General features: G+C 69.3%; 21 protein-coding genes and 1 pseudogene. 14 read left to right on the forward strand and 8 right to left on the reverse strand.

Annotated features, from left to right (window positions below):
* Positions 1-114: 114 nt before the first annotated feature.
* Positions 115-792 (reverse strand): Crp/Fnr family transcriptional regulator, encoded by a 678-nt coding sequence (locus tag Ahu01nite_RS44610; protein WP_067509198.1) that lies wholly within the window; start codon positions 790-792, stop codon positions 115-117.
* 202 nt (positions 793-994) lie between these two features.
* On the opposite strand from Ahu01nite_RS44610, the gene Ahu01nite_RS44615 reads away from it, so the two are divergent.
* The 6 genes and pseudogenes from Ahu01nite_RS44615 (at position 995) to Ahu01nite_RS44640 (ending at position 5,975) form a co-directional block, all read left to right on the forward strand.
* The gene (locus Ahu01nite_RS44615; protein WP_203842834.1) at positions 995-2,188 is read left to right on the forward strand and encodes a CapA family protein; all 1,194 of its coding nucleotides are present in this window, start codon (positions 995-997) and stop codon (positions 2,186-2,188) included.
* A 51-nt stretch (positions 2,189-2,239) separates the two neighbouring features.
* On the forward strand, positions 2,240-3,037 hold the full coding sequence (gene nth, locus Ahu01nite_RS44620) for an endonuclease III (RefSeq protein ID WP_275411834.1): 798 nt from the start codon (positions 2,240-2,242) through the stop codon (positions 3,035-3,037).
* A 29-nt stretch (positions 3,038-3,066) separates the two neighbouring features.
* Positions 3,067-3,444: pseudogene (locus Ahu01nite_RS52115) on the forward strand (TlpA family protein disulfide reductase); the annotation flags it as partial.
* A gap of 143 nt (positions 3,445-3,587) precedes the next feature.
* On the forward strand, positions 3,588-4,292 hold the full coding sequence (locus Ahu01nite_RS44630) for an NUDIX hydrolase (protein WP_203842835.1): 705 nt from the start codon (positions 3,588-3,590) through the stop codon (positions 4,290-4,292).
* Between the two features lie 22 nt (positions 4,293-4,314).
* The gene (locus Ahu01nite_RS44635; protein ID WP_203842836.1) at positions 4,315-5,493 is read left to right on the forward strand and encodes a MarP family serine protease; all 1,179 of its coding nucleotides are present in this window, start codon (positions 4,315-4,317) and stop codon (positions 5,491-5,493) included.
* Positions 5,494-5,549: 56 nt separating this feature from the next.
* Positions 5,550-5,975: a hypothetical protein gene (locus Ahu01nite_RS44640; RefSeq protein WP_203842837.1), complete on the forward strand. Its 426-nt coding sequence runs from the start codon at positions 5,550-5,552 to the stop codon at positions 5,973-5,975.
* 144 nt (positions 5,976-6,119) lie between these two features.
* Here the strand turns inward: Ahu01nite_RS44640 and mycP are convergent, their stop codons facing one another.
* Both mycP and eccCa read right to left on the reverse strand, forming a co-directional pair.
* Positions 6,120-7,316 (reverse strand): type VII secretion-associated serine protease mycosin, encoded by a 1,197-nt coding sequence (mycP, locus tag Ahu01nite_RS44645; protein WP_275411836.1) that lies wholly within the window; start codon positions 7,314-7,316, stop codon positions 6,120-6,122.
* A gap of 614 nt (positions 7,317-7,930) precedes the next feature.
* The gene (gene eccCa / locus Ahu01nite_RS44650; protein ID WP_203842838.1) at positions 7,931-11,905 is read right to left on the reverse strand and encodes a type VII secretion protein EccCa; all 3,975 of its coding nucleotides are present in this window, start codon (positions 11,903-11,905) and stop codon (positions 7,931-7,933) included.
* Between the two features lie 170 nt (positions 11,906-12,075).
* Between eccCa and eccD the strand changes: the two genes are divergently transcribed.
* Positions 12,076-13,515 carry a type VII secretion integral membrane protein EccD gene (gene eccD, locus Ahu01nite_RS44655; protein WP_203842839.1) on the forward strand — a complete coding sequence of 480 codons (1,440 nt, stop codon included), beginning with the start codon at positions 12,076-12,078 and terminating at the stop codon, positions 13,513-13,515.
* Between the two features lie 277 nt (positions 13,516-13,792).
* Here the strand turns inward: eccD and Ahu01nite_RS44660 are convergent, their stop codons facing one another.
* Positions 13,793-14,293, reverse strand: coding sequence for an inorganic diphosphatase (locus Ahu01nite_RS44660; RefSeq protein WP_203842840.1), 501 nt, complete (start codon positions 14,291-14,293; stop codon positions 13,793-13,795).
* A 380-nt stretch (positions 14,294-14,673) separates the two neighbouring features.
* Positions 14,674-15,528 carry a hypothetical protein gene (locus Ahu01nite_RS44665; protein ID WP_203842841.1) on the reverse strand — a complete coding sequence of 285 codons (855 nt, stop codon included), beginning with the start codon at positions 15,526-15,528 and terminating at the stop codon, positions 14,674-14,676.
* Between the two features lie 264 nt (positions 15,529-15,792).
* Between Ahu01nite_RS44665 and dacB the strand changes: the two genes are divergently transcribed.
* The 7 genes from dacB (at position 15,793) to Ahu01nite_RS44700 (ending at position 23,225) form a co-directional block, all read left to right on the forward strand.
* Entirely contained in the window at positions 15,793-16,920 is a 1,128-nt protein-coding gene (dacB, locus tag Ahu01nite_RS44670) for a D-alanyl-D-alanine carboxypeptidase/D-alanyl-D-alanine endopeptidase (protein WP_239159646.1), read from the forward strand.
* 49 nt (positions 16,921-16,969) lie between these two features.
* Entirely contained in the window at positions 16,970-18,028 is a 1,059-nt protein-coding gene (locus tag Ahu01nite_RS44675) for a zinc-dependent metalloprotease (protein WP_203842842.1), read from the forward strand.
* Positions 18,029-18,031: 3 nt separating this feature from the next.
* Positions 18,032-19,003 carry a tRNA lysidine(34) synthetase TilS gene (gene tilS, locus Ahu01nite_RS44680; RefSeq protein WP_203842843.1) on the forward strand — a complete coding sequence of 324 codons (972 nt, stop codon included), beginning with the start codon at positions 18,032-18,034 and terminating at the stop codon, positions 19,001-19,003.
* Between the two features lie 127 nt (positions 19,004-19,130).
* The gene (gene hpt, locus Ahu01nite_RS44685) at positions 19,131-19,706 is read left to right on the forward strand and encodes a hypoxanthine phosphoribosyltransferase (RefSeq protein ID WP_203842844.1); all 576 of its coding nucleotides are present in this window, start codon (positions 19,131-19,133) and stop codon (positions 19,704-19,706) included.
* A gap of 396 nt (positions 19,707-20,102) precedes the next feature.
* Positions 20,103-22,142 (forward strand): ATP-dependent zinc metalloprotease FtsH, encoded by a 2,040-nt coding sequence (gene ftsH / locus Ahu01nite_RS44690; RefSeq protein WP_203842845.1) that lies wholly within the window; start codon positions 20,103-20,105, stop codon positions 22,140-22,142.
* Entirely contained in the window at positions 22,139-22,813 is a 675-nt protein-coding gene (gene folE / locus Ahu01nite_RS44695; protein WP_203842886.1) for a GTP cyclohydrolase I FolE, read from the forward strand. The genes ftsH and folE overlap by 4 nt, the downstream gene beginning before the upstream one ends.
* A 4-nt stretch (positions 22,814-22,817) precedes the next feature.
* Complete coding sequence (locus tag Ahu01nite_RS44700; protein ID WP_203842846.1) at positions 22,818-23,225, forward strand: RidA family protein; 408 nt, start codon at positions 22,818-22,820, stop codon at positions 23,223-23,225.
* Here Ahu01nite_RS44700 and Ahu01nite_RS44705 read toward each other — a convergent pair.
* Genes Ahu01nite_RS44705 through Ahu01nite_RS44715 form a run of 3 tightly spaced genes read right to left on the reverse strand, consistent with a single transcriptional unit; the run spans position 23,222 to position 26,705 of the window.
* Positions 23,222-23,482, reverse strand: a complete 261-nt coding sequence (locus tag Ahu01nite_RS44705; protein WP_203842847.1) for a hypothetical protein — start codon at positions 23,480-23,482, stop codon at positions 23,222-23,224. The genes Ahu01nite_RS44700 and Ahu01nite_RS44705 overlap by 4 nt on opposite strands.
* A gap of 11 nt (positions 23,483-23,493) precedes the next feature.
* Positions 23,494-24,132, reverse strand: coding sequence for a hypothetical protein (locus tag Ahu01nite_RS44710; protein WP_203842848.1), 639 nt, complete (start codon positions 24,130-24,132; stop codon positions 23,494-23,496).
* Entirely contained in the window at positions 24,129-26,705 is a 2,577-nt protein-coding gene (locus tag Ahu01nite_RS44715) for an FtsK/SpoIIIE domain-containing protein (protein WP_203842849.1), read from the reverse strand. Before Ahu01nite_RS44715 ends, Ahu01nite_RS44710 begins: the two co-directional genes overlap by 4 nt.
* Positions 26,706-26,810: the final 105 nt, after the last annotated feature.

The raw sequence follows: 26,810 nt of genomic DNA on the forward strand, positions 1-26,810 counted from the left end.
CTTCGTACCCGGATCATGCATTTGTCCGTTATCCGGGCACGCTAAAGGGCCGTCCGTGTGGACGGCCCTTCGCGGGTGTTCTTATTCTCTTTTTTGCGGGTATGTCCGCTGTGCTCAGACTCGAGCCCGGCGTGCCAGACGCTCGGGGTCGAGGATGATCACGCTCTTGCCGTCGAGCCGCAGCCAGGCCCGGGACGCGAAGTCCGCGAGCGCCTTGTTGACCGTCTCGCGGGAAGCGCCGACGAGTTGCGCCAGCTCCTCCTGCGTGAGGTCGTGCGTCACGCGCAGCACGCCACCGTCACGAGTGCCGAAGCGGCCCGCCATCTGCAGCAGGTTCTTCGCCACCCGGCCGGGCACGTCGGTGAAGATCAGGTCCGCGAGCGCGTCGTTCGTCCGGCGCAGCCTGCGAGCGAGCACGCGCAGCAGTTGCTCCGCGATCTCCGGCCGGTTGTTCAGCCACGGGCGCAGCGACGACTTCTTCAGCCGTGCGAGCCGCGTGTCGGTCACCGCGGTGGCCGTGGCCGTCCGCGGGCCCGGGTCGAACAGAGCCAACTCGCCGAGCATGTCCGACGGACCCATGATCGAGACAAGGTTCTGCCGGCCGTCCGCGGCGCGGCGGCCAAGCTTGATCTTTCCGGAGAGAACGATGTAAAGGCTGTCGCCCGCCTCGCCCTCATTGAAGACGATGTCGCCCTTTCGGAACTCGATCGTCTCCATCTCCTTGGCGAGCGCCTCGGCAGCCTCCGGGTCAACGCCCTGGAAGATCCCGCTGCGAGCCAGTACCTCATCCATCGCTGTACCTCCGACTACGCGCTTCAGCCGCGCAACATCAGTCTAGGCGTACGCGGGCCACAAACGGGCGGGCACCCCTCGATCTGGATCTCGCAGCGTAACTATTACGCCCATCGGTGGCCGAAAACTGTCGCTCTCGGTGAGCGAAAGTCAGTCATTCGACGGTCGTCGAGCTTGCTGCCCGACGGTATCGTCCCGATCGATGAATGCCCACCCCCCGCAGCACCGTCGGGCCCTCTTCGGACGCCCAATTCTGACAATTACCATCGTTCTGGCCGCACTGGTAGGTGCCGGACTCGGTGGCATGGCGCTGGCTGATCGCGACGACGACCCGTCCGCCGCGACGTGGAAGCCGGCCCCCGCGGCGACGTCCTCCAAGGCGTCAGGAGCCGCCAAGCCGACGACCGAGTCGGCTACTGAGAGTGATGATGCCATTACCTTCTCCGCTACCGGGGACATCATCATGGGCAGCGCGCCGAACAAGCTGCCCGCCGGCGACGGCGACGACTTCTTCGACTCGGTGAAGGAGGGGCTCAAGTCCGACCTGGTCATGGGCAACCTCGAGCAGCCGTTGACGACCGACACCGGCACCTCCAAGTGCGGCTCCCCGGCGCGCGCCAACTGCTTCGCGTTCCGGTCGCCCCCGGCGTACGCCGAGCACCTCAAGGACGCCGGCTTCGAGCTGCTCAACACCGCGAACAACCACTCCAGTGACTTCGGGCCCCAGGGTTACGCCAACACGGTCAAGGCGCTGGACGGCGCCGGGCTCAAGCACACCGGTGCCAAGGGCGAGATCACGGTGGCCGAGGTCAAGGGCGTGAAGGTCGCGGTGGTGGGCTTCTCGCCGTACGCCACGGCGAACAACGTGAACGACTACGCCGCCGCCAAGGCCGTGATCGAGGAGGCCAAGGGGCAGGCGGACCTCGTCGTCGTCCAGGTGCACATGGGCGCCGAAGGCTCGGACAAGGGTCATGTGAAGTCGGGCAGCGAGCTGTTCTTCGGCGAGAACCGGGGCGACCCCAAGAAGTTCGCCCGCACGGTCATCGACGCCGGTGCCGACGTAGTGGTCGGGCACGGGCCGCACGTGCTGCGGGGCATGGAGTTCTACAAGGGCAAGCTGATCGCCTACAGCCTCGGCAACTTCGCCGGCGGCGGTAAGACGCTCAGCCGCACCGGGGTTCTCGGGTACGGCGGCATCCTGCACGTGACCATCACCAAGGACGGAACGTTCAAGGGTGGCAAGTTCCTCTCCACGGCGCTGAACTCCGTCGGGACGCCGACCCGGGACAGCGAGAACGAGCGGGGCCTGGCGCGCGTCCGGGAGCTCTCCACCGCTGACTTCGGGGACACGGCCGCGGTGATCGGTAAGGACGGATCGATCGAACCGCCCGCGTGACGACGTACTCTTGGCCGCGTGAGTCGTCCCGCAACCTTGCCCGTTTCCGCCGTGCTGGCCCGGTCAGCGAAGCGGTTCGCCGGGGAGACCCCGATCGGCCGCAAGCGCCGGGCCCGCAAGATGGCCCGGGTGCTCGCCGAGACGCATCCCGACGCGCACTGTGAGCTCGACTTCGAGACGCCGCTGCAGCTGGCCGTCGCGACCATCCTGTCGGCGCAGTGCACCGACAAGAAGGTCAACGAGGTCACCCCGATCGTCTTCAAGCGCTACCTCAGCGCGGCTGACTACGCGGCGGCCGACCGGATGGAGATGGAGGCGATCCTCCGGCCGACGGGCTTCTTCCGAGCCAAGACCGACTCGCTGATCAAGCTGGGTCAGGCCCTGGAGGAGCGGCACGAGGGCGTCCTGCCGCACACGCTCGAGGAGCTGGTCGCGCTCCCGGGCATCGGGCGCAAGACGGCCAACGTGATCCTGGGCAACGCATTCGATGTCCCGGGCATCACCGTCGACACGCACTTCCGCCGGTTGGTCAACCGCTTCGGCTGGGTGCACGAGGAAGACCCGGTGAAGATCGAGTTCCTGGTCGCCGATCTCATCGAGAAACGCGACTGGACCATGTTCTCGCACCGGATCATCTTCCACGGCCGCCGCGTCTGCCACGCCAAGAAGCCCGCGTGCGGCGCCTGCAGCCTGGCCACCATGTGCCCGTCATATGGCCTCGGCCCGACCGAGGCAGCCCCCGCCGCGAAGCTCCTGAAGGGCCCCCGCGCCCGCGAGCTGGCCGTCCAGGTCGGCCTCGACCCCGACCTCGTGCCCGCGGCGGCGATCGCGACCCCGGACGTTCCGTGATCCGTGGCTTCCGGTGGTCGATCGCGCCGATGGCGTTGCTCCTCTCCGCCTGCGCCGCAACCGCAGTGACGCCAACCCCGTCCGTTTCATCCCCCTTTGCGGGCTGCTCCTTCGCGGGTGGGAACGGCCCCGCGCCAGACCTGCCGGCGGTGACCCTGCCCTGCTTCACCGGCGGCGCCGAGGTAAAGACCGGTGACCTGCGCGGGCCGGCGGTCATCAACCTCTGGAGCTCCAACTGCGCCCCGTGCCGCGACGAGTTGCCGGTGATGCAGGCGTTGGCCGACGCGACCACGGGCAAGCTTCAGGTGCTCGGCGTCGACACCTTCGACACTCGGGACGCGGCCGCGTCGTTCGCCACGGACTTCGGCGTCACGTTCCCCACCCTCTACGACCGCGACCGGAAACTGCTGCTGGGCCTCGGAAAGACGGCGCTGCCCGTGACCGTGTTCCTCGATGCGGACGGGAAACGCTTCGTCTACACGGGTACGGCGCTGGACAAACCCACCCTTGGGACGCTCGTGCGCACCCACACCGGTGTGACGGTGACCGGATGAGCGCCGGCCTGCCGAGTTGGTGGGAGCCGCTGCTCACGCGGGTCAGCACGGCACGTAGCGAGGACTTCACGCCTATCCGGCCGCCCAGCAGTGGGGGACGGGCGAGCGCTGTGCTCGTACTCATGGGGGAGGAAAAACCCGGAGAGCCGGACCTGCTGATCCTGCAGCGGGCCGCGACCATGCGTACCCATGCCGGTCAGCCCGCCTTCCCGGGCGGCGCGGCCGATCCGACGGACCGCGACCCGGCAGCGACCGCTCTGCGGGAAGCTCAGGAAGAGGTCGGTCTCGACCCGGCGACGGCGACGGTCCTCACGACGCTGCCGGAGCTCTACATCCCGGTCAGCCGATTCGTGGTCACCCCGGTTCTGGCCTGGTGGCACGCCCCGCACCCGGTCTGGCCCTGCCAGCCCGCGGAGGTCGCGAGGGTCGCCCGGCTGCCCATCGCCGAGCTCGTCGACCCTGCCAACCGCCTACGGGTACGCCACCCGAGCGGCTGGGTCGGCGACGCGTTCCAGGTCCAGGGCATGCTCGTCTGGGGTTTCACCGCCGGAGTCATCTCGACGCTGCTCGATATGGCCGGTTGGAGCGTGCCCTGGGACGCGGGCCGTGTCCTGGGTTTGGAGGGGCTCGATATCCTGCCCCCACGGGGTTCCGACCCGGCCACTGCGGCACCGACCGCCTCCGACGAGGTGGTCTCGTGACCGTCACTTCTATCCTGAGCGAGTGCTTGTGGTCGATGGAATCCTGATCCTGCTCATGGTGGTCTTCGCGATCAGCGGCTACCGGCAGGGTTTCGTCATCGGCGCACTGTCCTTCGGCGGATTCTTCAGCGGCCTGCTCATCGGCCTGCAGATCGGCCCGCTCATCGCCAACCAGTTCGCGAGCAGCACCACCCGCCTGATCGTGGCCCTGGTGTCCATCTTCGCGCTGGCGGTGCTTGGCCAGACCCTCGCCGGCTGGCTCGGCACCAAGGTCCGCCGCGCCATCGAGAGCCGCCCCCTGCAACGCCTCGACGACGCGGGCGGCGCGCTGGTCTCGGTCGTGGCGGTGCTCCTGGTCGCCTGGCTGATCGCGGTCCCGCTCGGCTCGACGCCGTTCCCCGACATCAACCGCCAGGTGCGCAGCAGCTCGGTCCTCAACGGCATCAACTCGCTCATGCCGGCCGAAGCCCAGGCACTCTCCTCCAGCCTGCGCGAATCCCTCAACACCAACGGCTTCCCCGACGTCTTCGGCGGCCTCACCCGCACCGACGCCCGCGAAGTGGCCGCACCAGACCCGGCCCTCGCCAAATCCCAGGTGGTCGTCAACTCCCGCAAGTCCGTCATCAAGGTGCTGGGCACGGCCCCGAGCTGCTCCCGTCGCATCGAGGGCTCCGGCTTCGTCTACGCCGACGAACGCATCATGACCAACGCCCACGTCGTCGCCGGCACCCGCGACGTCCAGATCGAAACCCAGAACGACAAACTCGAAGGCAAAGTCGTCGTGTACGACCCGGAGCGCGACCTCGCCGTCATCTACGTCCCCGGCCTCAAAGCCCCGGTCATGCCGTTCGTCAAGAAGCCCGCCGCCACCGGGGCCAACGCCATCGTCCTCGGCTTCCCCCTCGACGGCCCCTACAACGCCCAGGGCGCCCGGGTCCGCGACGTCAGCAAAATCACCGGCCCCGACATCTACGACGCCGGCAAGGTCACCCGCGAGATCTACACGATCCGGGCCCTCGTCCAGAGCGGCAACTCCGGCGGCCCCCTGATCGCCCCCAACGGCGACGTCCTCGGCGTCATCTTCGCCGCCGCGGCCGACGACCGGAACGTCGGCTTCGCGCTCACCGCAGCCGAAGCCGCCGGCACGGCCACCCTCGGCATCCAGCGCACCCGAGGCGTCAAAACCGGCGAATGCGCCTGACCGCCCCCCCCCGTGCGCTGAGCCTGACCGTTTCCCTGTACTGAGAAGAAGGCATCATGCCGCGGAAGCGGCCAAGCATCCTTCGGCAGACCTCTTTGCCCAAAACGTTGTGGCACGACGTGCCCCACGTGCCGGGCGTCGACAAACGCAGCCAGCATGAGATCAGCGGCATCGAATGGAGAACGGCTCAGGACTGGGCTCGTGGCGGTCTCTGGCCCGGCGCCGTCGGCGAAGCGCTGAAGGCCTGGCAGCAGATCGTCGAACAGCCCCGGACACGGGTGTTTCTGCCGTGCGCCTGCTGCGGCCGTCATCCGCGGGCGCTTCTGCAGGAAGCCATGGACGGTCTCACCACGCCCACCGCTCGGCGCCTGCTGAACCTGATCGGCCCGCTCGACGACGACTTCCGCCGGCACACGCGCATGGATCCACACCAGCCGGGCGGTTCGCCGTGGTGGGAACAACGGTTACCGCTTCACGACTGAGGCGGTCCGCTCGGACCTTTCACGACTGCGGTGGTCCGCTGGGACCTTTCGCGACTGGGGTGGTCCGCTCGGACCTTTCGCGACCGGGGTGGCCCGTTGGGACCTTTCGCGACTGGGGTGGTCCGCTCGGACCTTGGGCGGGGGCTAGGTGGCGCCGGCGAAGCGGCGGACCGTTAGTAACGCTGCCAGCGTGGAGAGCAGGAAGAGGGCTGCGGCGGGCCACCAGGTGTGGGTTTCTGCGGGGGCTTCGGCCTGGCCGCCGGCGATGGCGCTGCCCGCGTTGGTGCCGGGGACGAGGGCGCCGACCGTTCCCTTGCCGGTGGTGTCCGGGGCTGACTGGGCCTGGCCGCCGGATGCGGGGGCGCTTCCGATGCGGGCCACACCGGGCGACGCCGTGGTGTCGAGGGGGTTCTGGACGACGGTGGGGAGCTCGGCGGTCAGGGCGCCGGTCGGGTCGACCATGCCGTAGCCGTACTCGTCGTCGCGGCCGGGGACGCCGCGGTCCTTGGCTGTCTTGAGGATGCGGTTGACCACTTCACCGGCGGGCATCGTGGGCCAGCGGGAACGGATCAGGGCTGCGGTGGCCGACACCATCGGGGCGGCGAAGCTGGTGCCCTGGACCCGCCAGTAGCCGTCCGGGCGGGCGCCGACGAGCTGGGTCGCTGGGGCGGTCACCACGGTTTCCTTGCCGGTGATCGAGCCGGACCAGAGGTCGGTCCCGTCCTTCTCCATGCCCGCCACCGCGATCACGCCGGGCTCGCGGGCCGGATACCAGACGCCGGTCGAGGTCGAGGTGCTCGCGTTGCCCGTGCAGGCCACCACGACCACGTCCTTGGCGAACGCGTAGTCGAGGGCCGCTGCCAGCGCCGCGCTGCTGCCGTTGCCACCGAGCGAGAGATTGATGACGCGGGCGCCGTTGTCGACCGCCCAGCGGACTGCCTTTGCCACGATCATCGCGTCGTCGTAGCGGTTCTCGCGGTCCAGGACCCGCACGGGAAGGATCTTCGCTTTGGGCGCGATGCCCACCACGCCTGCGTTGTCGTCGGAGCGGCCCGCGATGATGGCCGAGACCGTCGTGCCGTGGCCGACGAGGTCGGTGTCGCCGTCGCCCTCCGGGTCGACCAGGTCGAGGCCCTTGAGTACCTGGCCCTGCAGGTCGACATGGTCGGCGTCGACCCCGGAATCGATGACGGCGACCGTGACGCCTTCGCCGGTCGAGTAGTTCCACGCGCCCGCGACGTTCAGCGTCTTGAGATGCCACTGCTCAGCCCGCACCGAATCGCCGATCACCGGCGCCGCCACCGCCGTGCCCGCCCTCAGCCCACCTGCCGAGCCGCCCAGACCTGTTGCCGGGCCGCCCGAAGCCGTGGCCGAGCCGTCCAGACCTGTTGCTGAGCCGCCCGAAGCCGTGGCCGAGCCGCCCAGATCCGTTGCCGAGCCGCTTTGTGACGCGGTCGGGACGGTGAGGGCGGGATGGCCCTGGGCTCGTGGTGTGGGTGGGGCGGAAAGGGCCGGGGCGACGGTGAGGGTGGCGCAGAGGCAGGCGGCTGAGGTCGCGGCTGCGAGGCGGGCCGGGATGTGGCCTACCAACGCGCACCGCCATGCCGGGGCCGTCGCGGAGCAACAGCACCACTACCAGCACCGACGCCACCGCGGCCACCGCCACCACCGCGACCCTGGGTGATTACCTGGGCCGGGTCATGCCGTGTCTGGCACGCCCTGGCCTCGGGCCGTGCCGCGCGGGACGCGGTGGGCCGGCAAGCATGGGGTCGCGTGGAAGTGGCCCGCCGCGGGGGGCGGGACGCCTGCGGTGCTTCGCTCACAGCTCTCACTGGTCGGCGTTGCCATTCTCATCATGGGCGGTCGATGGTGGGAGATTACTCCGAATCTGCACGTGGGTGCCCTTGTATGTGGACGACTATCGCACCCTTGGTGCGTTCGTCCTGGTGAACGGGTCAGAAGGGCGGAAGGTGCGACAGCTGGATCAGGCGCAGTCCTTCACGGCGGGTCACCAGACGACCACGTCCTGGCGGCATCGGGGTCGGGCGGGCCTGGCCGATGAGCATGCCCTCGTCGGGCGGGCCGGACATCACGAGGCCGGGTGAGGAGAGCTCGCGCAGGCGCTGGATCACCGGGTCGTACATGGCTCGGCTGGCACCGCCGGCGCGGCGGGTGACGACCAGGTGCAGGCCGACGTCGCGGGCCTGCGGCAGGTATTCCAGGATCGGCTGCAGCGGGTTTGTCGGGCCCGACGCGATGAGGTCGTAGTCGTCGACGAGTACGAACAGCTCCGGGCCGTTCCACCAGGACCGGTCGCGCAACTGCTGGGCGGTCACGTCGGGGCCGGGCAGGCGGCGTTCCATGTAACCGGCCACGGACTGCATGAGCTCGAGGGCCTTCTGCGCCTGGATGCCGTACCCGATGCGGTGTTCGGTCTCCGGCAGGTCCATCAGGCTGCGCCGGTAGTCGACCAGGATGATCCGGGCCTCGGTCGGCTGGAACCGGGTGGTGATGGAGGTCGCCAGGGCCCGCAGGAACGACGACTTGCCGCACTCGGCGTCGCCGAACAGCAGGAAGTGCGGGTCGCTCGCGAAGTCGATCGTGACCGGCTGGAGGTCGGCCTCGGCGATGCCGATCGGCAGGCGCAGACCGGTGCTCGCGTTGAGATCGATGTTCGCGTAAGGGAACGAGTCGGGCAGCAGACGTACGCGCGGGGCGACGGGGCCGGACCAGTTCGTCGCGATCATCTTGACGAGCTCCGCTGACTCGGCGTTGGCGAGCTCCGGCCGTACGGTGAGGAAGTGCAGGGCTTTGTTCTTGTCGTTGGGGTGTTCGATGATCCCGCGGCCGGGCTTCTCCGGAACGTTGATGGCCGCGCGCCGGTTGATCGACGAGTCGGTGGGGTCACCGAGGCGTAGCTCCACCCGCGAGCCGAAGAGGTCGCGGATCGCCGGGCGGTAATCCATCCAGCGGGGTGCGCTGGTCACGATGTGGATGCCGTAGGACAGACCACGGGTCGCGATGTCGGTGATGACGCTTTCCAGCTCGTCGTAGTCCTTGCGCAGCGTGGTCCAGCCGTCGATGACCAGGAACACGTCGCCGAACGGATCGGTGTCGGCGCCGTTGTTGAGGCCGGCCTGCGCGGCGCGGCGCTTGCGGTAGGAGCCCATCGAGTCGATGCCGAGCTCGCCGAAGCGGCGCTCACGCTGGGAGAGCAGGGTGGAGACCTCGCCGACGGTACGCCGCACACCCACCGAGTCGAGACGCTGCGAGACGCCACCGACGTGCGGGAGGTCGCGCAGCATGCCGAGCGAACCGCCGCCGAAGTCGAGGCAGTAGACCTGCACCTCGGCGGGGGTGTGGGTGAGCGCCAGACCGAGGATCAGCGCGCGCAACGCGCTGGACTTGCCGGACTGCGCGCCTCCGACGATGGCGACGTGACCAGAGCCGCTGGCGAGCTGCAGCCACATGACGTCACGAATCTGCTCGCGGGGCTTGTCGATGAGCGCGATCGGCACCTGCAGGGCGCCGTGCAGCTCAGGGTTGGCGAAGGCCAGACCCCGGGCGGCGTCCACGGTGACCGGGCCGAGCAGCTCGTCGAGCGCGGCCGACTTGGTCAGCGGCGGCAGCCACACCTGGTGCGCCGGCGGGCCTTGGCCGTTGAGCCGGTCGACCATCACGTCGAGCACGCTCTCGCCGGCCTGCTCGTCCTCGGGGTTCGGCTTGGCCGGCTTCACCGGTTTCGGTGCTGCAACGTAGTGGGTCGAGTAGGACAGGACCTGCGGCGCCGCACCGTCGCGGGACGCGCCGGGACCCCGGCTGCCGGCCTTACGGAAGGTTCCCGAGACGTACGCGGCCTTGAAGCGGATCAGGGGCTCGGTGCCGAACTTCAGGTAACCGTGACCGGGGGAGCGGGGCAACTCGTAGGCGTCCGGCACGCCAAGCACCGCGCGGGATTCCAGCGCCGAGAACGTCCGCAGACCGATCCTGTACGACAGGTGGGTGTCGAGGCCACGCAGGCGACCCTCCTCGAGGCGCTGGCTGGCCAGCAGCAGGTGCACGCCGAGCGAACGCCCCAGCCGTCCGATCTGGACGAACAGGTCGATGAAGTCCGGTTTCGCCGACAGCAGCTCGGAGAACTCGTCACAGATCACCAGCAGCGACGGCAGCGGCGGCAACGCGGCGCCACCCGCGCGGGCCTTCTCGTAGTCGCGGAGGCTCGCGTAGTTGCCGGCCTTGCGCAGAAGTTCCTGGCGCCGGATCAGCTCGCCGTCGATGGCGTCGACCATGCGGTCGACCAGGGGCAGCTCGTCGGCGAGGTTGGTGATGACCGCGGCGGTGTGCGGCAACCGGTCGAGCGAGGAGAACGTCGCGCCACCCTTGAAGTCGACGAGGACGAAGTTCAGCACCTCGGACGAGTGGGTGGCGGCGAGGGCGAGCACGAGCGTACGGAGCAACTCGGATTTTCCGGAACCGGTCGCACCGATCAGCAGGCCGTGCGGACCCATGCCGTCCTGGGCCGACTCCTTGAGGTCGAGCTCGATGGCGGAGCCGTCGGCGCCGAGACCGATCGGCACCCGCAGCTTGTCGCGGTTGGGCCGCGGCAGCCACGCCTGGGCAACGCTGAACGACTCGGGGTCACCGATGTTGAGCAGCTCGGCGAGGCCCATCTCGGTGGCCAGCGGGGTGTCCGTCGACTTGGACATGGCGCCCAGCCGCAGCGGGGAGAGCCGGCGCGCGACGGCCTCGGCCTCCTCTTCGCTCAGCCGGTCGGGCATACCCACTTCAGAGGCATGATCCATCGCGTACGTGTGGAGCTCACGCCCGTTGCCCGCGCCCCGCACCTCGAGCACCAGCAGGGAACGGTCGAGCATCCGCGGCGGAATCTCGTCGAGGTCGAGCACCGTGACGCCGTCGATGCCGTCGTCGAGCTGGGTGGCGCCCTTCAGGTCGGCGCCGTCGAGCACGATCACGACGTGCGGGCTGGACCCGCTGATGCCGGCGGGGTTGAACCGCGGCCGGTTACCGATGACGTCCTCGAGCAGCTTCTCCAGGTCGGGGCCGGCGCTGGCGACCAGGCGGACCTGGCCGAGCCGGTCGATCCGGGCCGGGTGCAGGTTGTGCGGCAGCCACTTGACCCACTCCCACATGGCGCGGCGCTCGGGGCCGGCGCACACCGCGATGAGCAGGTCGTCGGGGGCGTGGAAGACAGCGAGCTGGGTGAGGATCGCCCTGGTCAGGGCGCGGGCGTCAGCCTCGCCGCCACCGCCGTTGCCGCGCAGGAAGACCCGCGCGAAGCCTCGCAGGGAGACGGCCACGGGCAGGTCGGGGACCACGGAGTAGGCGTCGAGGAAACGGCGCAGCGCACCCGCGGTCATCGGCTCGAGATCCTCGAGCGGGCGGGTCACCGGCGGGATCAGCGGGGTCGCGAGCGTCTGAGGGCCGACAGCGAGGCGTACGACGCCGAAGTCGGGGTCCGTCGGGCGGCGCTCCCAGACGCGGTGGCTGCTCGCGGTCGACCAGAGCTGCCCGGGATCGGGATGCCGGTAGTAGAGGCCGGTTCGCTGGCGGCTCGCCGTGTCACGCACGCGGCGGCGCAGGCCGGACAGGTGCCGCAGATATTCGCGGCGGGCGGCCATCATCTCGGCCTTCTTCGGGGTGCCGTTGCCGCCGAAGGACGTCGCGAGCATCGCGAGCGAGGAGACGCCGAACAGGCCGCCGATCACATAGGACATTCCGCCGCCGCGGCCCTGGCCCATCATCATCGCCATCGCCACGGAGCCGCCGAGCATCGGCAGGACCATGAAGGCCTGCTGCCAGCGCCCGCCGACCGCCTGAGGGATCTCGGGCGGTGGATCGACGGCGAGCTCGCCGGTCGGGATCTCAGGAGCCGGGCGTCGTGCCGCCCGCTTGATCACCACCGTGCTCATACCGCTTCAATCCCTTTCGTCAGCCACCACGGCTTTTGGGTGGATCATCCACCCGGGCCGAATGGCGGCTCCCCGTTCACGGCGCCCGTGACCGGGCACCATGCTGGGCCCAGGATAGGTAAAGTCCCCTGAGTTCCGCAGCCTCGCCTTCATCGATGGGAAATTGGGCCATGAGCGTAGGTCTTGCTCGAGTCACGATCAGCGCGCCTTCGCGCCGGGTCGACGTCGCGCTGCCTGAGCACGTGCCACTGGCCGAATTGCTCCCCGAAGTCCTGCGCCACGCGGGCGAGGGGCTCGCCGACGACGGCGAAAAACACGGCGGCTGGGTGCTCCGGCGCACCGACGGTGTGGCGCTTGCCACTGCTCAGGGCCTGTTTCCCCAGGGCGTACGCGATGGTGAGGTACTTCACCTCGTCCCAGCCCGCGACCAGTGGCCCGAGCTCGAGTACGACGACGTGGTCGAAGCCATCGCCGAAGGAGCCCGCCGCCGCGGCACGGTGTGGTCCACCGCGTCGACCCGCACGGCCACGCTCGTCGGCGCTGCTGTGCTCCTCTCACTGGGGCTGCTCGCCGTCCTCGTGACGGGGCCGGCCTGGGACGGCTCGGCCTTCGTCGGGCTCGGTGTGGGAGTGGTGCTCTCGCTTTCAGGCATCACTGCTTCCCGCGCGTACGGTGACGCGCGCGCCGGGGCTGCGCTGGGTGGGCTCGCGTTGCCGTACGCCTTCGCGGGCGGAGCGGTGCTGGTCACCGAGGGTGCCGTCGACCGCGCCGGGGCCTTCTCCCTGCTGCCCTGGCTGGGCGGCCCCGAACTCCTCGCGGGCTCGGTCGCACTGCTCCTGCTCGCCGCGCTCGGCGGCGTCGGAGTGGCATCCTCGCTCCGGATCTTCGCGGCCGGCGTCACCGTCGGCGTGCTCGGCGCGGTGACCGCCCTGGTCGGGTTCCTGACCTCGGCAGCGGGCGCGGCCGCCGTACTCATCTCGATCCTGGTCTGTGGCATCGGCGCCCTGCCCCTGCTCGCCATCCGCTTCGGCAAGATGCCCACCCCGCCGGTCACCCTCCCCACCGGCAGCGAAGCCGAACAGACCTTCACCGGCGCCCGCAACACAACAATGGACGCCGCCCGCGAACGCCCCGACCGCGCCCGCGTCTTCGCCGCCGTCAGCCGAACGGAAGAACTCCTCACCGGCATGCTCACCGGCCACGCCGTCCTCGCCGCAGGCGCCTTCGTGGTCCTCGCCGCGGCGGGAGGCCTCTCCGCCCAGATCCTGATGGGCCTGGCCGTCGCTGCGCTCCTGCTGCGCTCCCGGCTCTTCGTCACCCTGCGCCAGCGGGTGCCGCTGATCACCGCAGGCCTGTTCGGCGCGTTCGTCCTCGGGGTGGACCTGCTGTGGGGCGCCGGCTCAACGATGCTGATCGGCCTCAGCGTGGCAGGTCTGCTCCTCGCCATGGCCACGGTCGCCGCCGGGGCAACCTGGACCCGGCGCGCGCCCTCGCCGTACCTCGGCCGGGTCACCGACCTCCTGGACAGCCTCGCGGTCATCGCCGTCATTCCGGTGGCCTGCGCGGTGGTCGGCCTCTACAGCCTGGTCAGCAACATCAAGCTCGGCTGACCCGCCGCTGCCGGCTCGTGGGCGCGCGGGCGCGGCCTCGCAGACTCCCACGAGCCGGGCCGGGCTGCTTCAAGCCGGGCCACCTTGGCTCGGGCCCTTTTCTGCCGGATTGTTCTCATCGGGCCGCCACGCGGTGGGCCGCCGATTGGGTTCGGTTGGGGTGTTGGTCGGGTTGTGCTCCGGGCAGTAAACAACGACGGCCGGGCGTGGGGCCCGGCCGTCGTCATTTGTGCTTTCGGGCCCTTGCGGGCTCCGGTGGCTCAGTGGTGCGGGTGGTTCAGTGGGCCTCGTCGTGCTCGGCGGCCTCGGCGCGCTTGAAGGAGGCGCGGATTTCTTCCTCTGCCTCCATGCGGCCGGTCCAGGTCGCGCCCTCGACGGACTTGCCCGGCTCCAGGTCCTTGTAGACCGTGAAGAAGTGCTGGATCTCCATGCGGTCGAACTCGGCCACGTGGTGAATGTCGCGCAGGTGCTCCTGGCGCGGGTCCTCGAAGGGCACGCACAGGACCTTGTCGTCGCGGCCCTTCTCGTCGGACATGCGGTACATGCCGATGGCGCGGGCCCGGATCAGGCAGCCTGGGAAGGTCGGCTCCTGGATCAGGACCAGCGCGTCGAGCGGGTCGCCGTCCTGCCCGAGGGTGCCCTCGATGAAGCCGTAGTCGGCCGGATACTGCGTCGAGGTGAAGAGCGTCCTGTCGAGCCTGATACGACCGGTCTTGTGGTCGACCTCGTACTTGTTTCGGTGGCCCTTGGGGATCTCAACCGTAACGTCGAAATCCATCGTTCGCTCCCTTGTTCGCCCGGCCCGGAGGACCGGCTGGTTTCCGGGCGGCGGGGACGCAGCCCGCGAGCCGCCAGATCCGTGCGCACCGGTGTGCCGGATGTTTGTAGTCTCCCCTAAGTCTGCCGCTACGTACTGAGGAGGGCCGCGTGGGGAGGCAAGATTCACAGAACACCCCTGAGTATGACGGCGTGTCGGACCATCAGAACGACAATTCTCCGGTAGTGCCATCCGATTTGCCCACCAATACCCCAATTGTCCAGCGTCCACCGGGTAACACGTACGGGCGAGCCTCGGTCCCGCTCAGCCACGCCCAGCCCCCGGTCCGGCCGCATACCCCACCACCAGGTCCGCCACAAACTTCCCCGCCGATTCAGCAGTCAGCTCAGCCCCCGGTCCAACAGCCAACTGATCCGCCGGTCCAGCCGCAGCCGCAGCCGCACCCGCAGACTCAGCCAGATCCGCAGGTTCAGCAGCCCGTCCAGGCTCAGCCGACTGCGCAGCCTCACCAATCGGGCCAGCCTCAGCGTCAGCAGCCGGTCCAGGCGCAGGCTCAGCCTGAAGCCCCGGCTCCGACGGGTACCTCGGGACAGGCCCGTGGCCGGACTGAGGCTGGTACGCCAGGTCAGGCCGATGTCGGGGTAGGGGGTCAGGAGCAGGCAGGGACGTCGGGTCAGGCGCGAGGCGGCACCTCGGGTCAGGCGCAGGTAAACGCTCCGGGCCAGCCGCACGGTGGTGGGCCGGGTCAGCCGCAGGACGGTGCGCTGGGCCAGCCGCAGGACGGTGCGCTGGGCCAGGTTCAGGGTGGTGCGCCAGGCCAGGTTCGGAGCGGCGCGTCGGGCGAGGGGCTCGGTGAGCCGGAGGGCGGGACGTCGGGTCAGCCTGGTTCGCAGGGTTGGGCGCCTTCGTCGCCTTGGGCTCAGGGGCCTTTCGATGGTGGAACTCAGGTCGCGATGTCCGACCGGCAGGAGAAGCTGCCTCCGGGCGAGCCAGAGGTTCAGCCGTTCGTCGAGCGGCAGTCCGGTGGCCAGTTCGCGACGGGTGTGACACCTGGCGGTCAGGCTCAGGTGGGTCAGGCCCCGGTCGGCCAAGCGCAGGTTGGTCAGGCTCAAGTTGGTCAGGCTCAAGTTGGTCAGGCTCAGGTAGGGCGGGCCCAGGTGGGTCAGGCCCAAGCTGGCCAGGGCCAGGGCGGGCAAAGTCCGACTGGCCAGGGCCAGGGCCAGGGCCAAGGCCAAGGCGGTTTTGGGAAGCGTACATATATAGGTTTGTCGGTTGTGGTGTTGATTGTGCTGGTCGGGGCGGTTTTTGTGGTGCGGCCCGGGCCGGTTGAGGGGTGGTTGGCTTCGGAGCCGGCCGAGGTGCCGACGGTGGCGCCTACGCCTGATCCCACGCCTACGCCGGTGTTGGCACCTGCTGGGGTGGGGGGCAGTGCGCCCAGTGCCGGTGGGGTGAAGGCGGCGATTGAGCCGTTGACGAAGGCTGCGGCGCTGGGTGGCCGGGTGAATGTTTCGGTGGTTGATGCGGCTAGCGGGGATTCGTTGTTCGAGAAGAACGCGGATCTCATGACCACGCCCGCGTCCACCACGAAGTTGCTGACCGCGGCGACTGTTCTTGCGGCTCGGGGGCCTGCCTACCGGTTGGTGACCAGGGCTGTCGCCGGGGTGGCGCCTGGTGAGGTGGTGTTGGTCGGCGGGGGTGATCCGACGTTGTCGGTCGGGGCTGACGGGCAGTTTCCCGGGGCTGCTCGGCTGGACAAGCTTGCTGGTCAGGTCAAGAAGGCGCTCGGTGGGCAGGCTCCTACCAGGGTCACGATCGACACCTCTCTCTACTCCGGGCCTGAGACCGCTGTGGGGTGGGACGGGGATGTGATCGGTGGGGGGCAGGTCGCTCGGATTCAGGCGTTGATGACCAATGCCGGGCGGGTCAAGCCGGTGCACAACGAGGTCGGGGGTGATCCTCGGTTCGCTGATCCCGCTATGGCTGCTGGTAAGGCCTTCGCAAAGCAGCTGGGAGTGCCCGCTTCCGCCGTGAAAAGGGGCAGAGCTGGGGCGGCTGCCGGCGAGCTGGGCAAGGTGGAGTCGCCTCCGCTGGTGCACGTCGTGGACTGGATGTTGCAGCAGAGCGACAACGTCATTGCCGAGGCTATGGCTCGGCAGGTGGCGCTTGCCGGTGGGCAGAAGGCGTCGTTCGAGGGCGCTGCCGCGGCGATGCTGGCCGAGCTTGATGAGCTGGGGCTGACGTCCGATGAGGCGAATCTGTACGACGCGAGCGGGCTCTCGCGGCACAATGGCATCAGTCCGAAGTTGCTGACCGACGTTCTCGAGCTGGCGGCGGGGGGTACCAATCCGCAGGTCAGTAGCTTGTTCGGGGGATTGCCGGTGGCCGGGTGGTCGGGGACGTTGCGGACCCGGTTCGCCACTCCGGCGCCCAATCAGATCGGGCGGGGTGTGGTCCGGGCCAAGACGGGGTCGCTGACCGGGGTCAATGCGATCTCCGGCGAGCTGATGACCAGGGACGGGCGGCTGCTGGTCTTCGCGATCATGGCTGATGCGACCGGGGAGTCGGGGGCGGCCCGGCAGGCGTTGGACCGGATCGCTGCCACGTTGGTCGGCTGCGGCTGCCAGTAGGGGATTTCTCAGGGTCGGGAGCTGGTACGCCGCGGGTACGGTGGTCAGCATGGCGCAGTTCGTTGATTGGGATCTGGCCGCCGCCACCGCGGGCGCGCTGTCGAAGTCCGGGCCCGCGGTGTCCTACGAGGAAGCGACGCAGGTGGTTGCCCAGCTGCGTGAGCTCACCGATGAGGCGCGGCTGCACGTCGCCGCCTATACGGGGTTGACTCCGCAGGTCGAGGGGCCGCCGGTGCGGATCGTCGACCGCAAGGACTGGGCCGCGGTGAACATCGCCGGGCTCAAAGAGGTGATCATTCCGCTGGTCAGCCGGCTCTCCGGGGACCGGCAGCCGAGCCCGGTGGCCGACGCCATCGGGTCGCGGGTGACCGGGGTGCAGGCCGGCACGGTGCTCGCGTATCTCTCCGGCCGGGTGCTCGGGCAGTATGAGGTCTTCTCCGCCGAGCCGGGGCAGCTGCTGCTCAACGCGCCCAACATCGTCGAGGTCGAGCGCAAGCTCGGTGCCGACTCCCGCGACTTCCGGCTCTGGGTCTGTCTGCACGAGGTCACCCACCTCACCCAGTTCCAGGCGGTGCCGTGGATGCGTGGCTACTTCCTCGGTGAGGTGCAGGCCTTCGTCGACGCCTCGCAGAACAGCGAGCACGTCCTCGAGCGGATGCGCCGGGGCGTCGCCTCGATGTCCGATGCCCTGCGTGACCCCGACAGCCGCTCCTCGGTGCTCGACATCGTGCAGACGCCCGCGCAGAAGGCGGTCCTGGACCGGCTCACCGCGCTGATGACCCTGCTCGAGGGGCATGCCGAGTTCGTGATGGACGGGGTCGGGCCCGACGTCATCCCGTCGGTCGAGGCCATCCGGTCGAAGTTCAACCACCGCCGCGAGGGCGGAAACCCCCTGGAGAAGGCCATCCGGCGACTGCTCGGCATCGAGGTCAAGATGCGTCAGTACGCCGAGGGCCGCAAGTTCGTGCACGGCGTTGTCGAACGGGTCGGCATGGAGGGCTTCAACAAGATCTTCAGCTCGCCGCTGACCCTGCCCCGGCTCGAGGAGCTGGGTGACCCCGATGCGTGGGTGGCGCGGGTGCACGGCCCGGTGGGTCTGGTCTCGTAACCGATGGCCCGGATCCCGGCGCCGGTGGCCAACGTCCGCGGCGCGGTGCGTCAGGCCCTCGCGTCCGGCGAGCGCGGGCCGGTGCTGGTCGCGTGTTCGGGCGGCGCTGATTCACTGGCGCTGGCCGCGGCGACCGCGTTCGTCGCCGTGCGTCTCGAGGTGCGGGCCGGTCTCGTCACCGTCGACCACCAGCTGCAGGAGGGGTCCGCCGAGCGGGCCTCGGCGGTGGCTGACTGGGCGCGTTCGGCCGGGCTGGATCCGGTCGAGGTCGCGACGGTCGAGGTCGGCGGGCGTGGGGGTGGTCCCGAGGCCGCCGCCCGGGAAGCGCGGTACGAGGCGCTCTCCGCCGCGGCGTCGCGGCTCGGGGCGGTCTCGGTGCTGCTCGGGCACACCCGCGATGATCAGGCCGAGACGGTGTTGCTGGCGATGGCACGGGGTTCCGGGCCGCGGGGGGTGGCCGGGATGCCGCGACGGCGGGGGTTCTTTCTCCGGCCGCTGCTGGACGTGTCCCGGGCTGACACACACAAGGCTTGCGCGGCGCTCGGGCTGGTGGCCTGGGAGGATCCACACAATGCCGATCCTGCGTACGCGCGGTCCCGGGTTCGGGCCTCTGCTCTTCCCGCGCTGACCGCGACGCTGGGGCCGGGGGTGGTGGCGAACCTGGCTCGGACGGCCTCGCTGGTCGCCGCCGATGTTGCTTTTCTTGATGATCTTGCGCGGGCGGCTCTGCTTGCATCACGTTCCGCTGTTGGCCTCCGCATTTCGGATTTATCGGATCTGAACCCAGCGATCCGAGGGCGCGTGTTGCACGCCTGGTCCCTCTCGCTGGGGGCGCCGGGGTCTGCTCTTTCGCATCGTCACGTGGCCGCACTCGACGCCTTGGTCACCGACTGGCACGGCCAAGGTCACACTGTGTTACCCGGAGGGATCGGAGTGGCCCGACAAAACGGGCACCTTGTCCGGATAGGGTTGTGAGAGTGGTCACTGTGAGTGGTCCAGGCGGGGAGGTCTCGGGGGGATTCGCCCCATAACCTGCGCTTGTCCCGATGTGGACCGCTGCCCCCGGCCGCGCGTTGCACCCTGCATGCGGCAGGCTAGGTGCATGGCAGACGGCTCCTGGTACGACGCCGATATCGACCGCGTGATCATCTCCGAGGAGCAGATCCGCGAGAAGACCGAAGAGCTCGCGAAGCAGGTCGCAGCGGACTACGCGGACGCCGAAGGCGGCATCCTGCTGGTCTGTGTGCTCAAGGGCGCGGTCATGTTCATGGCGGACTTCGCACGTGCACTGGGCCGGCAGGGCCCCCCTTGCGAGATGGAGTTCATGGCCGTCTCGTCCTACGGCTCCGGCACCACGTCCTCCGGGGTGGTGCGCATCCTCAAGGACCTGGACAGCGACATCTCCGGCCGGCACGTGGTCATCGTCGAGGACATCGTCGACTCCGGGCTGACGCTCTCGTGGCTGATGCGCTATCTCAAGTCGCGCGCGCCGGAGAGCGTCGAGGTGGTCGCGCTGTTCCGCAAGCCCGAGGCGGTCAAGGTGCCGGTTCCGACCAAGTACGTCGGCTTCGACATCCCCAGCGAGTTCGTGGTCGGTTACGGCCTGGACTTCGCGGAGCGCTACCGCGAGCTGCCGTATGTCGGGGTGCTCAAGCCCGAGGTCTACGCCCGTAGCTGAACGCTCTCCCAGCGGACTCTCAGGAATCGGCCATCTGGCCCTGAACTGAGGAGTATTGTCCGAGTTTGAGGCGATTTCTAAGCGCCCCAAAGGGGAACAGCTGGTGACGAGGGCGTCTCCGTGGGGCGGGCTCACGGAGTCGCAGGAGGCACCCACGGTGTACGGTCGAGTGACCGATGGCGCAGTGTCACGAGCGCCGGAGGAGCCGGACCGGTAACGGACGGGCCGCCGGGTTACCTCGCGAGGGGTTTGGCTCGCGGCCCGGCGGTTATCTCGAACCGGCAGCGTCTCCGTTGCTCGTTCGCCTGATCGGCGGTCGGCAATGGGGATATGTCCACCCAGGTGACCAGGACGCCGATCAGGAGGGTCCGGGCGCATTAAGCGCCCGACAACAGTATGGAACGTACGCGTTTCTTCCGCCGCCCGGTGGTCTGGATCATTCTGGTGATCATCGGTGCGATTGCGCTGAGCTCATTCTTCACCAGTGGTCCGAGCTACCAGCGAGTTGATACTTCCGTCGTCCTCGAGCGACTCAACCAGCCCGGGATCAAGAAGGTCATCCAGGAGGACAAGGAGCAGACGCTCCAGCTGGAACTGGCCTCCCCCGAACGCTTCGACGGCAAGACCACGGACAAGATCGAGACCCAGTACCCCTACGAGCTGACCGATGAGGTCTGGAACGACGTCCAGGAGGCGAAGACCGCGGGCCGGATCACCGGCACGGTCAACGCCACCGTCTCGGGTGACAGCATTCTGCTCAGTCTGCTGGTCAACCTGCTCCCGATCGCGATCCTCGTGATCCTGCTGCTGCTCTTCATGTCGCAGATGCAGGGTGGCGGTTCGCGCGTCCTCAACTTCGGCAAGTCCAAGGCCAAGATGTTGACCAAGGACATGCCCAAGACGACGTTCGCCGATGTGGCGGGCGCCGACGAGGCCGTCCAGGAGCTCCACGAGATCAAGGACTTCCTCCAGAACCCGGCCAAGTACCAGGCGCTCGGCGCCAAGATCCCCAAGGGCGTGCTGCTCTTCGGCCAGCCAGGCACCGGTAAGACGCTGCTTGCGCGTGCCGTTGCCGGTGAGGCCGGGGTGCCGTTCTACTCGATCTCGGGCTCGGACTTCGTGGAGATGTTCGTGGGTGTCGGCGCGAGCCGGGTCCGCGACCTCTTCGAACAGGCCAAGTCCAACGCGCCGGCGATCGTTTTCGTCGACGAGATCGACGCCGTCGGCCGGCACCGCGGTGCCGGCATGGGTGGCGGTCACGACGAGCGCGAGCAGACGCTCAACCAGTTGCTCGTCGAGATGGACGGCTTCGACACCAAGGGTGGCGTGATCCTGATCGCCGCCACCAACCGGCCGGACATCCTCGACCCGGCGCTGCTGCGCCCGGGCCGGTTCGACCGGCAGATCCCTGTCGACAACCCCGACATGGAGGGTCGCAAGGCCATCCTGCGGGTGCATGCCAAGGGCAAGCCGTTCACGCCCGACGTCGACCTCGACTCGGTCGCCCGTCGCACACCCGGCTTCTCGGGTGCCGACCTGGCAAACGTCATCAACGAGTCGGCGTTGCTGACCGCCCGTAACGACAAGCGGGCGATCTCCAACTACTTCCTCGAAGAGGCGATCGACCGGGTCATCGCGGGTCCCGAACGGCGCACCCGGGCCATGAGCGACAGCGAGAAGAAGATCACCGCGTACCACGAGGGTGGACACGCTCTGGTCGCCTACGCGCTGCCGCACTCCGCCCCCGTGCACAAGGTGACGATCCTGCCGCGTGGCCGCTCGCTGGGCCACACGCTGGTGCTGCCGACCGAGGACAAGTACACCCAGACACGCGCCGAGATGATCGACACCCTGGCTTACGCACTGGGTGGCCGCGCGGCGGAGGAGCTCGTCTTCCACGAGCCCACCACCGGCGCCGGCAACGACATCGAGAAGGCGTCCGCTCTGGCCCGTGCGATGGTCACCCAGTACGGCATGAGCACCAAGCTGGGTGCGGTCAAGTACGGCTCGAACAACGACGAGCCGTTCATGGGCCGCTCGATGGGCCACGAGCGGGGATACTCCGACTCGGTCGCCGCCGAGATCGATGCCGAGGTGCGCGCGCTCATCGAGCTGGCGCACGACGAGGCGTGGGAGATCCTGGTCGAATACCGCGATGTGCTCGACAGCATGGTCCTCGAGCTGATGGAGAAGGAAACCATCACCCGCGAGGACATGGACCGGATCTGTGTCCGGGTTGCGAAGCGCGCACCGATGTCGCCGTTCAACGGCTTCGGCAAGCGGCTTCCCTCCGAGGCACCCCCGGTGGTCACCCCGGCCGAGCGCGAGAAGCTCAAGGCGCAGGCCGAGGCTGACGGTCAGGTCGCAGTCGGCGGTGGCAGCAGCAACGCCACCACGTCGGACCTCAACCCGAACGGCACCGTGGAGGGGCACTGAGCACCGACGGCAGCGCGACGGAGCCTGCGGACTCCGACGACGAGCTCGACTATCTCGCTGCGCGTCTGGTCGACGGCAAGGTCACCGGTTCACCGGTGGAGAACACCGTCGACCTGGCGCGCATCGAGAAAGCGGTCCGGGAGATCCTCATCGCCATCGGTGAGGACCCGGACCGTGACGGTCTGCAGCGCACCCCAGCGAGGGTGGCGCGGGCCTACGCGGAGCTCTTCGCCGGGCTCCGCGTCGACCCCGCGAAGGTGCTCACCACGACGTTCGAGGCGAACCACGAGGAACTCGTGCTCGTCAAGGACATTGAGCTGATGAGCCTCTGTGAGCACCACCTGCTGCCGTTCAAGGGTGTGGCCCACGTCGGCTACATCCCGGGCACGGACGGGCGGATCACCGGCCTCTCCAAGCTCGCCCGGCTGGTCGAGGTGTTCGCCCGGCGGCCCCAGGTCCAGGAGCGGCTCACCTCGCAGATAGCGGACCTCCTGATGGAGAAGCTCGACCCGCGCGGCGTCATCGTCGTGCTGGAGTGCGAGCACCTGTGCATGGAAATGCGTGGCATCCGCAAGGTCGGCGCGCGTACGGTCACTTCCGCCGTGCGTGGAGCCTTCCAGCGGGACGGCAAAGTTCGTGCCGAAGCCATGATGCTCATCAACGCCAGGTGATTCGATGATCGAGAAGTTCAATCCGACGACGGTGCACGAGCCGTCCGGGTACAGCCACGTGACCATCAGCTCCGTGGGCCGCCTGGCGCACCTTGCCGGGCAGTGCCCGCTGGACCTCTCCGGCAAAGTGGTCGGCGACCAGGGCGACTTCGCGGCCCAGACCGAGCAGGTCATCACCAACTGCCTCGCGGTGCTCGAAGCCGCCGGCGCCGCCCCGGCCGACGTTGTCCGCTCGATCGTCTACGTCGTCAGCCCGGACAGCACGGTGCTCTCCGCAGTCTGGGACCGGCTCAGCGAGTCGCCGCTGGCACCGGCCTTCACGACCGCCAGCACGCTGCTCGGCGTCGCGTCGCTCGGCTACACCGGCCAGCTCATCGAGATCGACTTGACCGCGGCGCTCCCCGAGAATTAGACGATCATCCGGTAGTTGTCGGCGCTGTCCATGGCGGCGCGCGCCAGGACGCCGGCCTCGTCAAGGCGGGTGCGGGCCTGCTCCAGATGGGCGATCGCCGTTGCGATCGACGGGTGCATCGACCCCACCGCGGTGATCCGCAGCCGCATCAACGCGTCCTCCAGCTGGTCGTTCACCTGCTGAATGCCCGTTACCGCCCGCTGGGTGCCGTCAACCGATGCCGCGACGTTCGCCTTGACCTCTTCAACGCTGGCCATGCCGGGCCTCCCTATTGGATGAACGCTAGAAGGCCGACACCCATGCAGGTCAGCAGGACCGGCGTCAGGCACGCGACAGCCCCGACGATCGGGGTGCGGTCGACCTTCTGCCCGGCCCCGCCGTAGACGAAGCCGATGGTGAGCCAGCCCAGCCCGAACGCCAGCAGCGGCAGGCTCAGACCGCAGAGCAACGCGTACGTCGGCAACGAGCCGGAGGGCGCGACCACATAGAGCACGATCTGGACTATCAGCACGGCGGCCGCGAACGGGCCGTACACCAAGAGGTTGCGGGCCCATGGCCGGAGCGGCGACGCCGGCGCGGGAGCCAGCATTCCGGCATCCGCGGCATCAGCCGTCGCACGGGCCTGCCGCAGCGCGCCGAGAACCGCCGCGGGACCACCCGACATCGTCTGGGCTGCGAGCGCCTGCTCGGCCGGCTGCGGGAAGAGCACCATTTCGGGTACGCCGAGATCCTGCACCAGTCGCGCCCGTTGCGGAGCCAACCTGGCTCGTACGGCGGACAGCTCCTGATGCGCGGCCTGCAGCGTCGCGGCCTGTTCACCCGCTGCGGAACTGGCCGCCCGGCGCACCGCGTCCAGGCGCCGGGCCGCGGCGAGATAATCCGCCCAGGGGCCGGACTCGTCACTCATCGTTCGTCCTCCGGCTGGACGAAAGGCACTATCGTCACCGTGCGGTCGGCGTGCCGGTCGTGTAGCAGCGCCCTGTTCTCCCGGGGCTGCCAGTCGACGGCCCTGCCGAGCAGCATCGACACATCCGATCCGGGAATGTTCAGGAAGACCAGGCCGGCCACGTCCTCGCGACCGGTGCTGCCGCCCGTCTCCTCGGAGAACCGGCGCAGCCCCCGCCACCACGACAACAGGTGCGCGTCGCGGCTCGGGCCCTCACGCAGCAGCTGACGCAGCTTCGGCAGCGATCCCGGGGCGGCGGCGTCCATCCCGAACACCACCCGATAGCCGGGCTGCCCGGGGTCGAGCTCCGCGGCCAGACCGGCGGCGTCCACCACCGTCACCTCCTGGCGATGGCCGATCTCCAGGGCGAGCTCCTTCACCAGGTCATCACCCTCGGCGACCAAGGACGACAACACGAAGCGTGTCGTACGCGGGGCGTGGAAAGCTGCCACGCTACGCGCTGCGGCTGCCAGCACCGCGGCGCCGACCGGCTGCGACCCGAAGATCGCCAGATGCCGGCCCGGCGAGGCGTCCAACGGGAACGCGGCCGTGGACAGCCCGACATCGATGACCCGGCCGAGCAGTGCGGACGGACGCCCGGCCCGGCCCGCCAGCGCGGCGCGGTAGGTCGGGTCGTCGGCGAGATGCTGGTGGGCGTACCCGGCGAAGATGCGCGGCGGCACCGACTCCGGATCGCGGGCGGCCCACAACCGGTGCCGTAGCTCGCCCAGCACCTCACGGTCGGAGTGCGGGTCCGGGAAGCGGACGATGCGTTCGTGGCCGCGGGTCGCACCCCGGGGGCCACCGAGGCCACCCGCGGTGTTGATGACGGCGGTGCCGAGGGGCAGACCGGCCGCCGAATCGTTCGTGGGCTCCAGCACGTCACCGCCGCCGGGCAGCGCCACCCGGACCGGGAACTGGCCGAAGATGGAGTCACGTTTCGCGTACAGCGCCTCGACACCGAGGACGGTCTGGCTGGCGAGGATGAGGTGTATGCCGTACGACCGGCCCTTACGCGCCAGGGACTCCAGCAGCTGCACCGCCTCGGTCGCCATCGGGTCGTTGCCGGCCAGCAGCACCTGGAACTCGTCGATCACGCAGAGCACCCGGGGCATCGGCTTCCCGCGGCCCTCCTCGGCGGCGACCGCGCGCAGATCGGCGAACCGGGTCACACCCGCGCGCTTGTAAGCCACAGAACGCCGCGTCATCTCGGCGTCGAGCTCCCGCAGGACCGCCAGGCCGTACTCCCGGTCGGACTCGACACCGACCGCCCGGGCATGCGGCAACCAGGTCCGGTCCCGCGCCGTCGGCACGAACTCGGCGAACGAGATGCCCTCCTTGAAGTCCAGGAGGTAGAGGTTCAGCTCATCGGGGCTGTAGCGCGCGCACAGCCCGTACAAAACGTTGATGAGGAAGGCCGTCTTGCCGGCGCCGGACCGCCCGCCGACCATCCAGTGTGGTGTCAGATCGTTGAACCGCAGGACAACCGGGGTCTCACCGTCATGACCGACCGTGGTGCCGAGGCCGTCGGCGGCGTCGCCGGACCACAACTCCTCCGCAGGATCGGGCAGCAGCTGGGTGAGACTCACCTCGGAAGCGGCCGCGGAATGCTCGGCCAGCTCGCGGCAGACGGCATCCACCAGATGCGGCGGCGGATCCTCGTCCAGGAAGACCGGGGCGTTGAGCCACACCGCCTCCGGGATCGAACCGAACGTCGCCCCGGGCGGATTGCCGATCACGGCGTAGGGGTTGCGGAGCGACACCTGCGTCGTCCGGGGCAACGGCGGCTGCGTGGTCTCGGCTGTCAACGGCGGCGGCGGCCAGCCCGCCACGATCAGGTGCAGACCCGACTCCGGCCCCTGCTGCGCCAGCGCGGCGATCCGCACGAGATCAGCACCCTCGGTCAGCTCCGGCAAACTCGCCAGGATGAGCACCATGACGCGGTCACGTCGCCCGCCCCTGTTCTTGTGAACCGGCCGCAGCCACTTCTCGGCCTCGGTGAGCACATCACGCAACCCGGCCCGGTCGATAGCGGGCGGCGACATCAGCCCGGCGTCGGCGAGCACACCGAAAGGCGCGAACACACTGCCGCCACCCGTGCCGTCAACGGCGCGGACCAGCAACGACCCCGCCGGTGCGGCAGCCAGCAGACGCAGCATGAGACAACGCAGCAACCCGGCAACCCGGGGATCCCGCGCGTCGGCATCGACGGTCAGATGACCCGTGCCGAGAAGGGGGACAATCGCGGGAAAGCGGACGTCATCGAGCGGCTGCGCCACCCCCAGCCGCACAAACTGCGGCGGAAGCGAACCCCCGAGCGGCGTATTGGCGGCAAGCGCATCCAGCGGAGCCCCCAGCCACCCCGGAGCCAGCTCACCCGCGGCCGCCCGCATCTCCTCAGCGAGCCGGAACTGCTCCAACGAATCCGCAGCCGGCAACGCCTGAGTCTCCAGAGCAGCAGCGGCCGCCGCGACGGTGGCCTCCGCCTGGCGGTGCAGGGCAGCGGCCTGACCGATGCGCCCCGTCGGCTCCACCGCCCCACCTCCATATGTGCGCTCAAACCGTACCCTGCGCCAGCCCACGAATTAGCGACGCGCAGCCGTTGGTCAATCTTCCCAGTGCGGGGTCGACGGGGTGAC

The organism is Winogradskya humida (genome assembly GCF_016862215.1).
In the GTDB taxonomy this organism is placed as follows: Bacteria; Actinomycetota; Actinomycetes; order Mycobacteriales; family Micromonosporaceae; genus Actinoplanes; species Actinoplanes humidus.

Bases quoted from the DNA above. Each gene is read 5' to 3' on its own strand.
- eccCa (WP_203842838.1), bottom strand. From the start codon at position 11,905: ATGAGCACGGTGGTGATCAAGCGGGCGGCACGACGCCCGGCTCCTGAG.
- Ahu01nite_RS44660 (WP_203842840.1), bottom strand. From the start codon at position 14,293: ATGGATTTCGACGTTACGGTTGAGATCCCCAAGGGCCACCGAAACAAG.
- hpt (WP_203842844.1), top strand. From the start codon at position 19,131: ATGGCAGACGGCTCCTGGTACGACGCCGATATCGACCGCGTGATCATC.
- Ahu01nite_RS44710 (WP_203842848.1), bottom strand. From the start codon at position 24,132: ATGAGTGACGAGTCCGGCCCCTGGGCGGATTATCTCGCCGCGGCCCGG.
- ftsH (WP_203842845.1), top strand. From the start codon at position 20,103: ATGGAACGTACGCGTTTCTTCCGCCGCCCGGTGGTCTGGATCATTCTG.
- Ahu01nite_RS44630 (WP_203842835.1), top strand. From the start codon at position 3,588: ATGAGCGCCGGCCTGCCGAGTTGGTGGGAGCCGCTGCTCACGCGGGTC.
- Ahu01nite_RS44675 (WP_203842842.1), top strand. From the start codon at position 16,970: ATGGCGCAGTTCGTTGATTGGGATCTGGCCGCCGCCACCGCGGGCGCG.
- Ahu01nite_RS44615 (WP_203842834.1), top strand. From the start codon at position 995: ATGAATGCCCACCCCCCGCAGCACCGTCGGGCCCTCTTCGGACGCCCA.
- Ahu01nite_RS44705 (WP_203842847.1), bottom strand. From the start codon at position 23,482: ATGGCCAGCGTTGAAGAGGTCAAGGCGAACGTCGCGGCATCGGTTGAC.
- Ahu01nite_RS44610 (WP_067509198.1), bottom strand. From the start codon at position 792: ATGGATGAGGTACTGGCTCGCAGCGGGATCTTCCAGGGCGTTGACCCG.
- tilS (WP_203842843.1), top strand. From the start codon at position 18,032: ATGGCCCGGATCCCGGCGCCGGTGGCCAACGTCCGCGGCGCGGTGCGT.
- Ahu01nite_RS44640 (WP_203842837.1), top strand. From the start codon at position 5,550: ATGCCGCGGAAGCGGCCAAGCATCCTTCGGCAGACCTCTTTGCCCAAA.
- Ahu01nite_RS44700 (WP_203842846.1), top strand. From the start codon at position 22,818: ATGATCGAGAAGTTCAATCCGACGACGGTGCACGAGCCGTCCGGGTAC.
- eccD (WP_203842839.1), top strand. From the start codon at position 12,076: ATGAGCGTAGGTCTTGCTCGAGTCACGATCAGCGCGCCTTCGCGCCGG.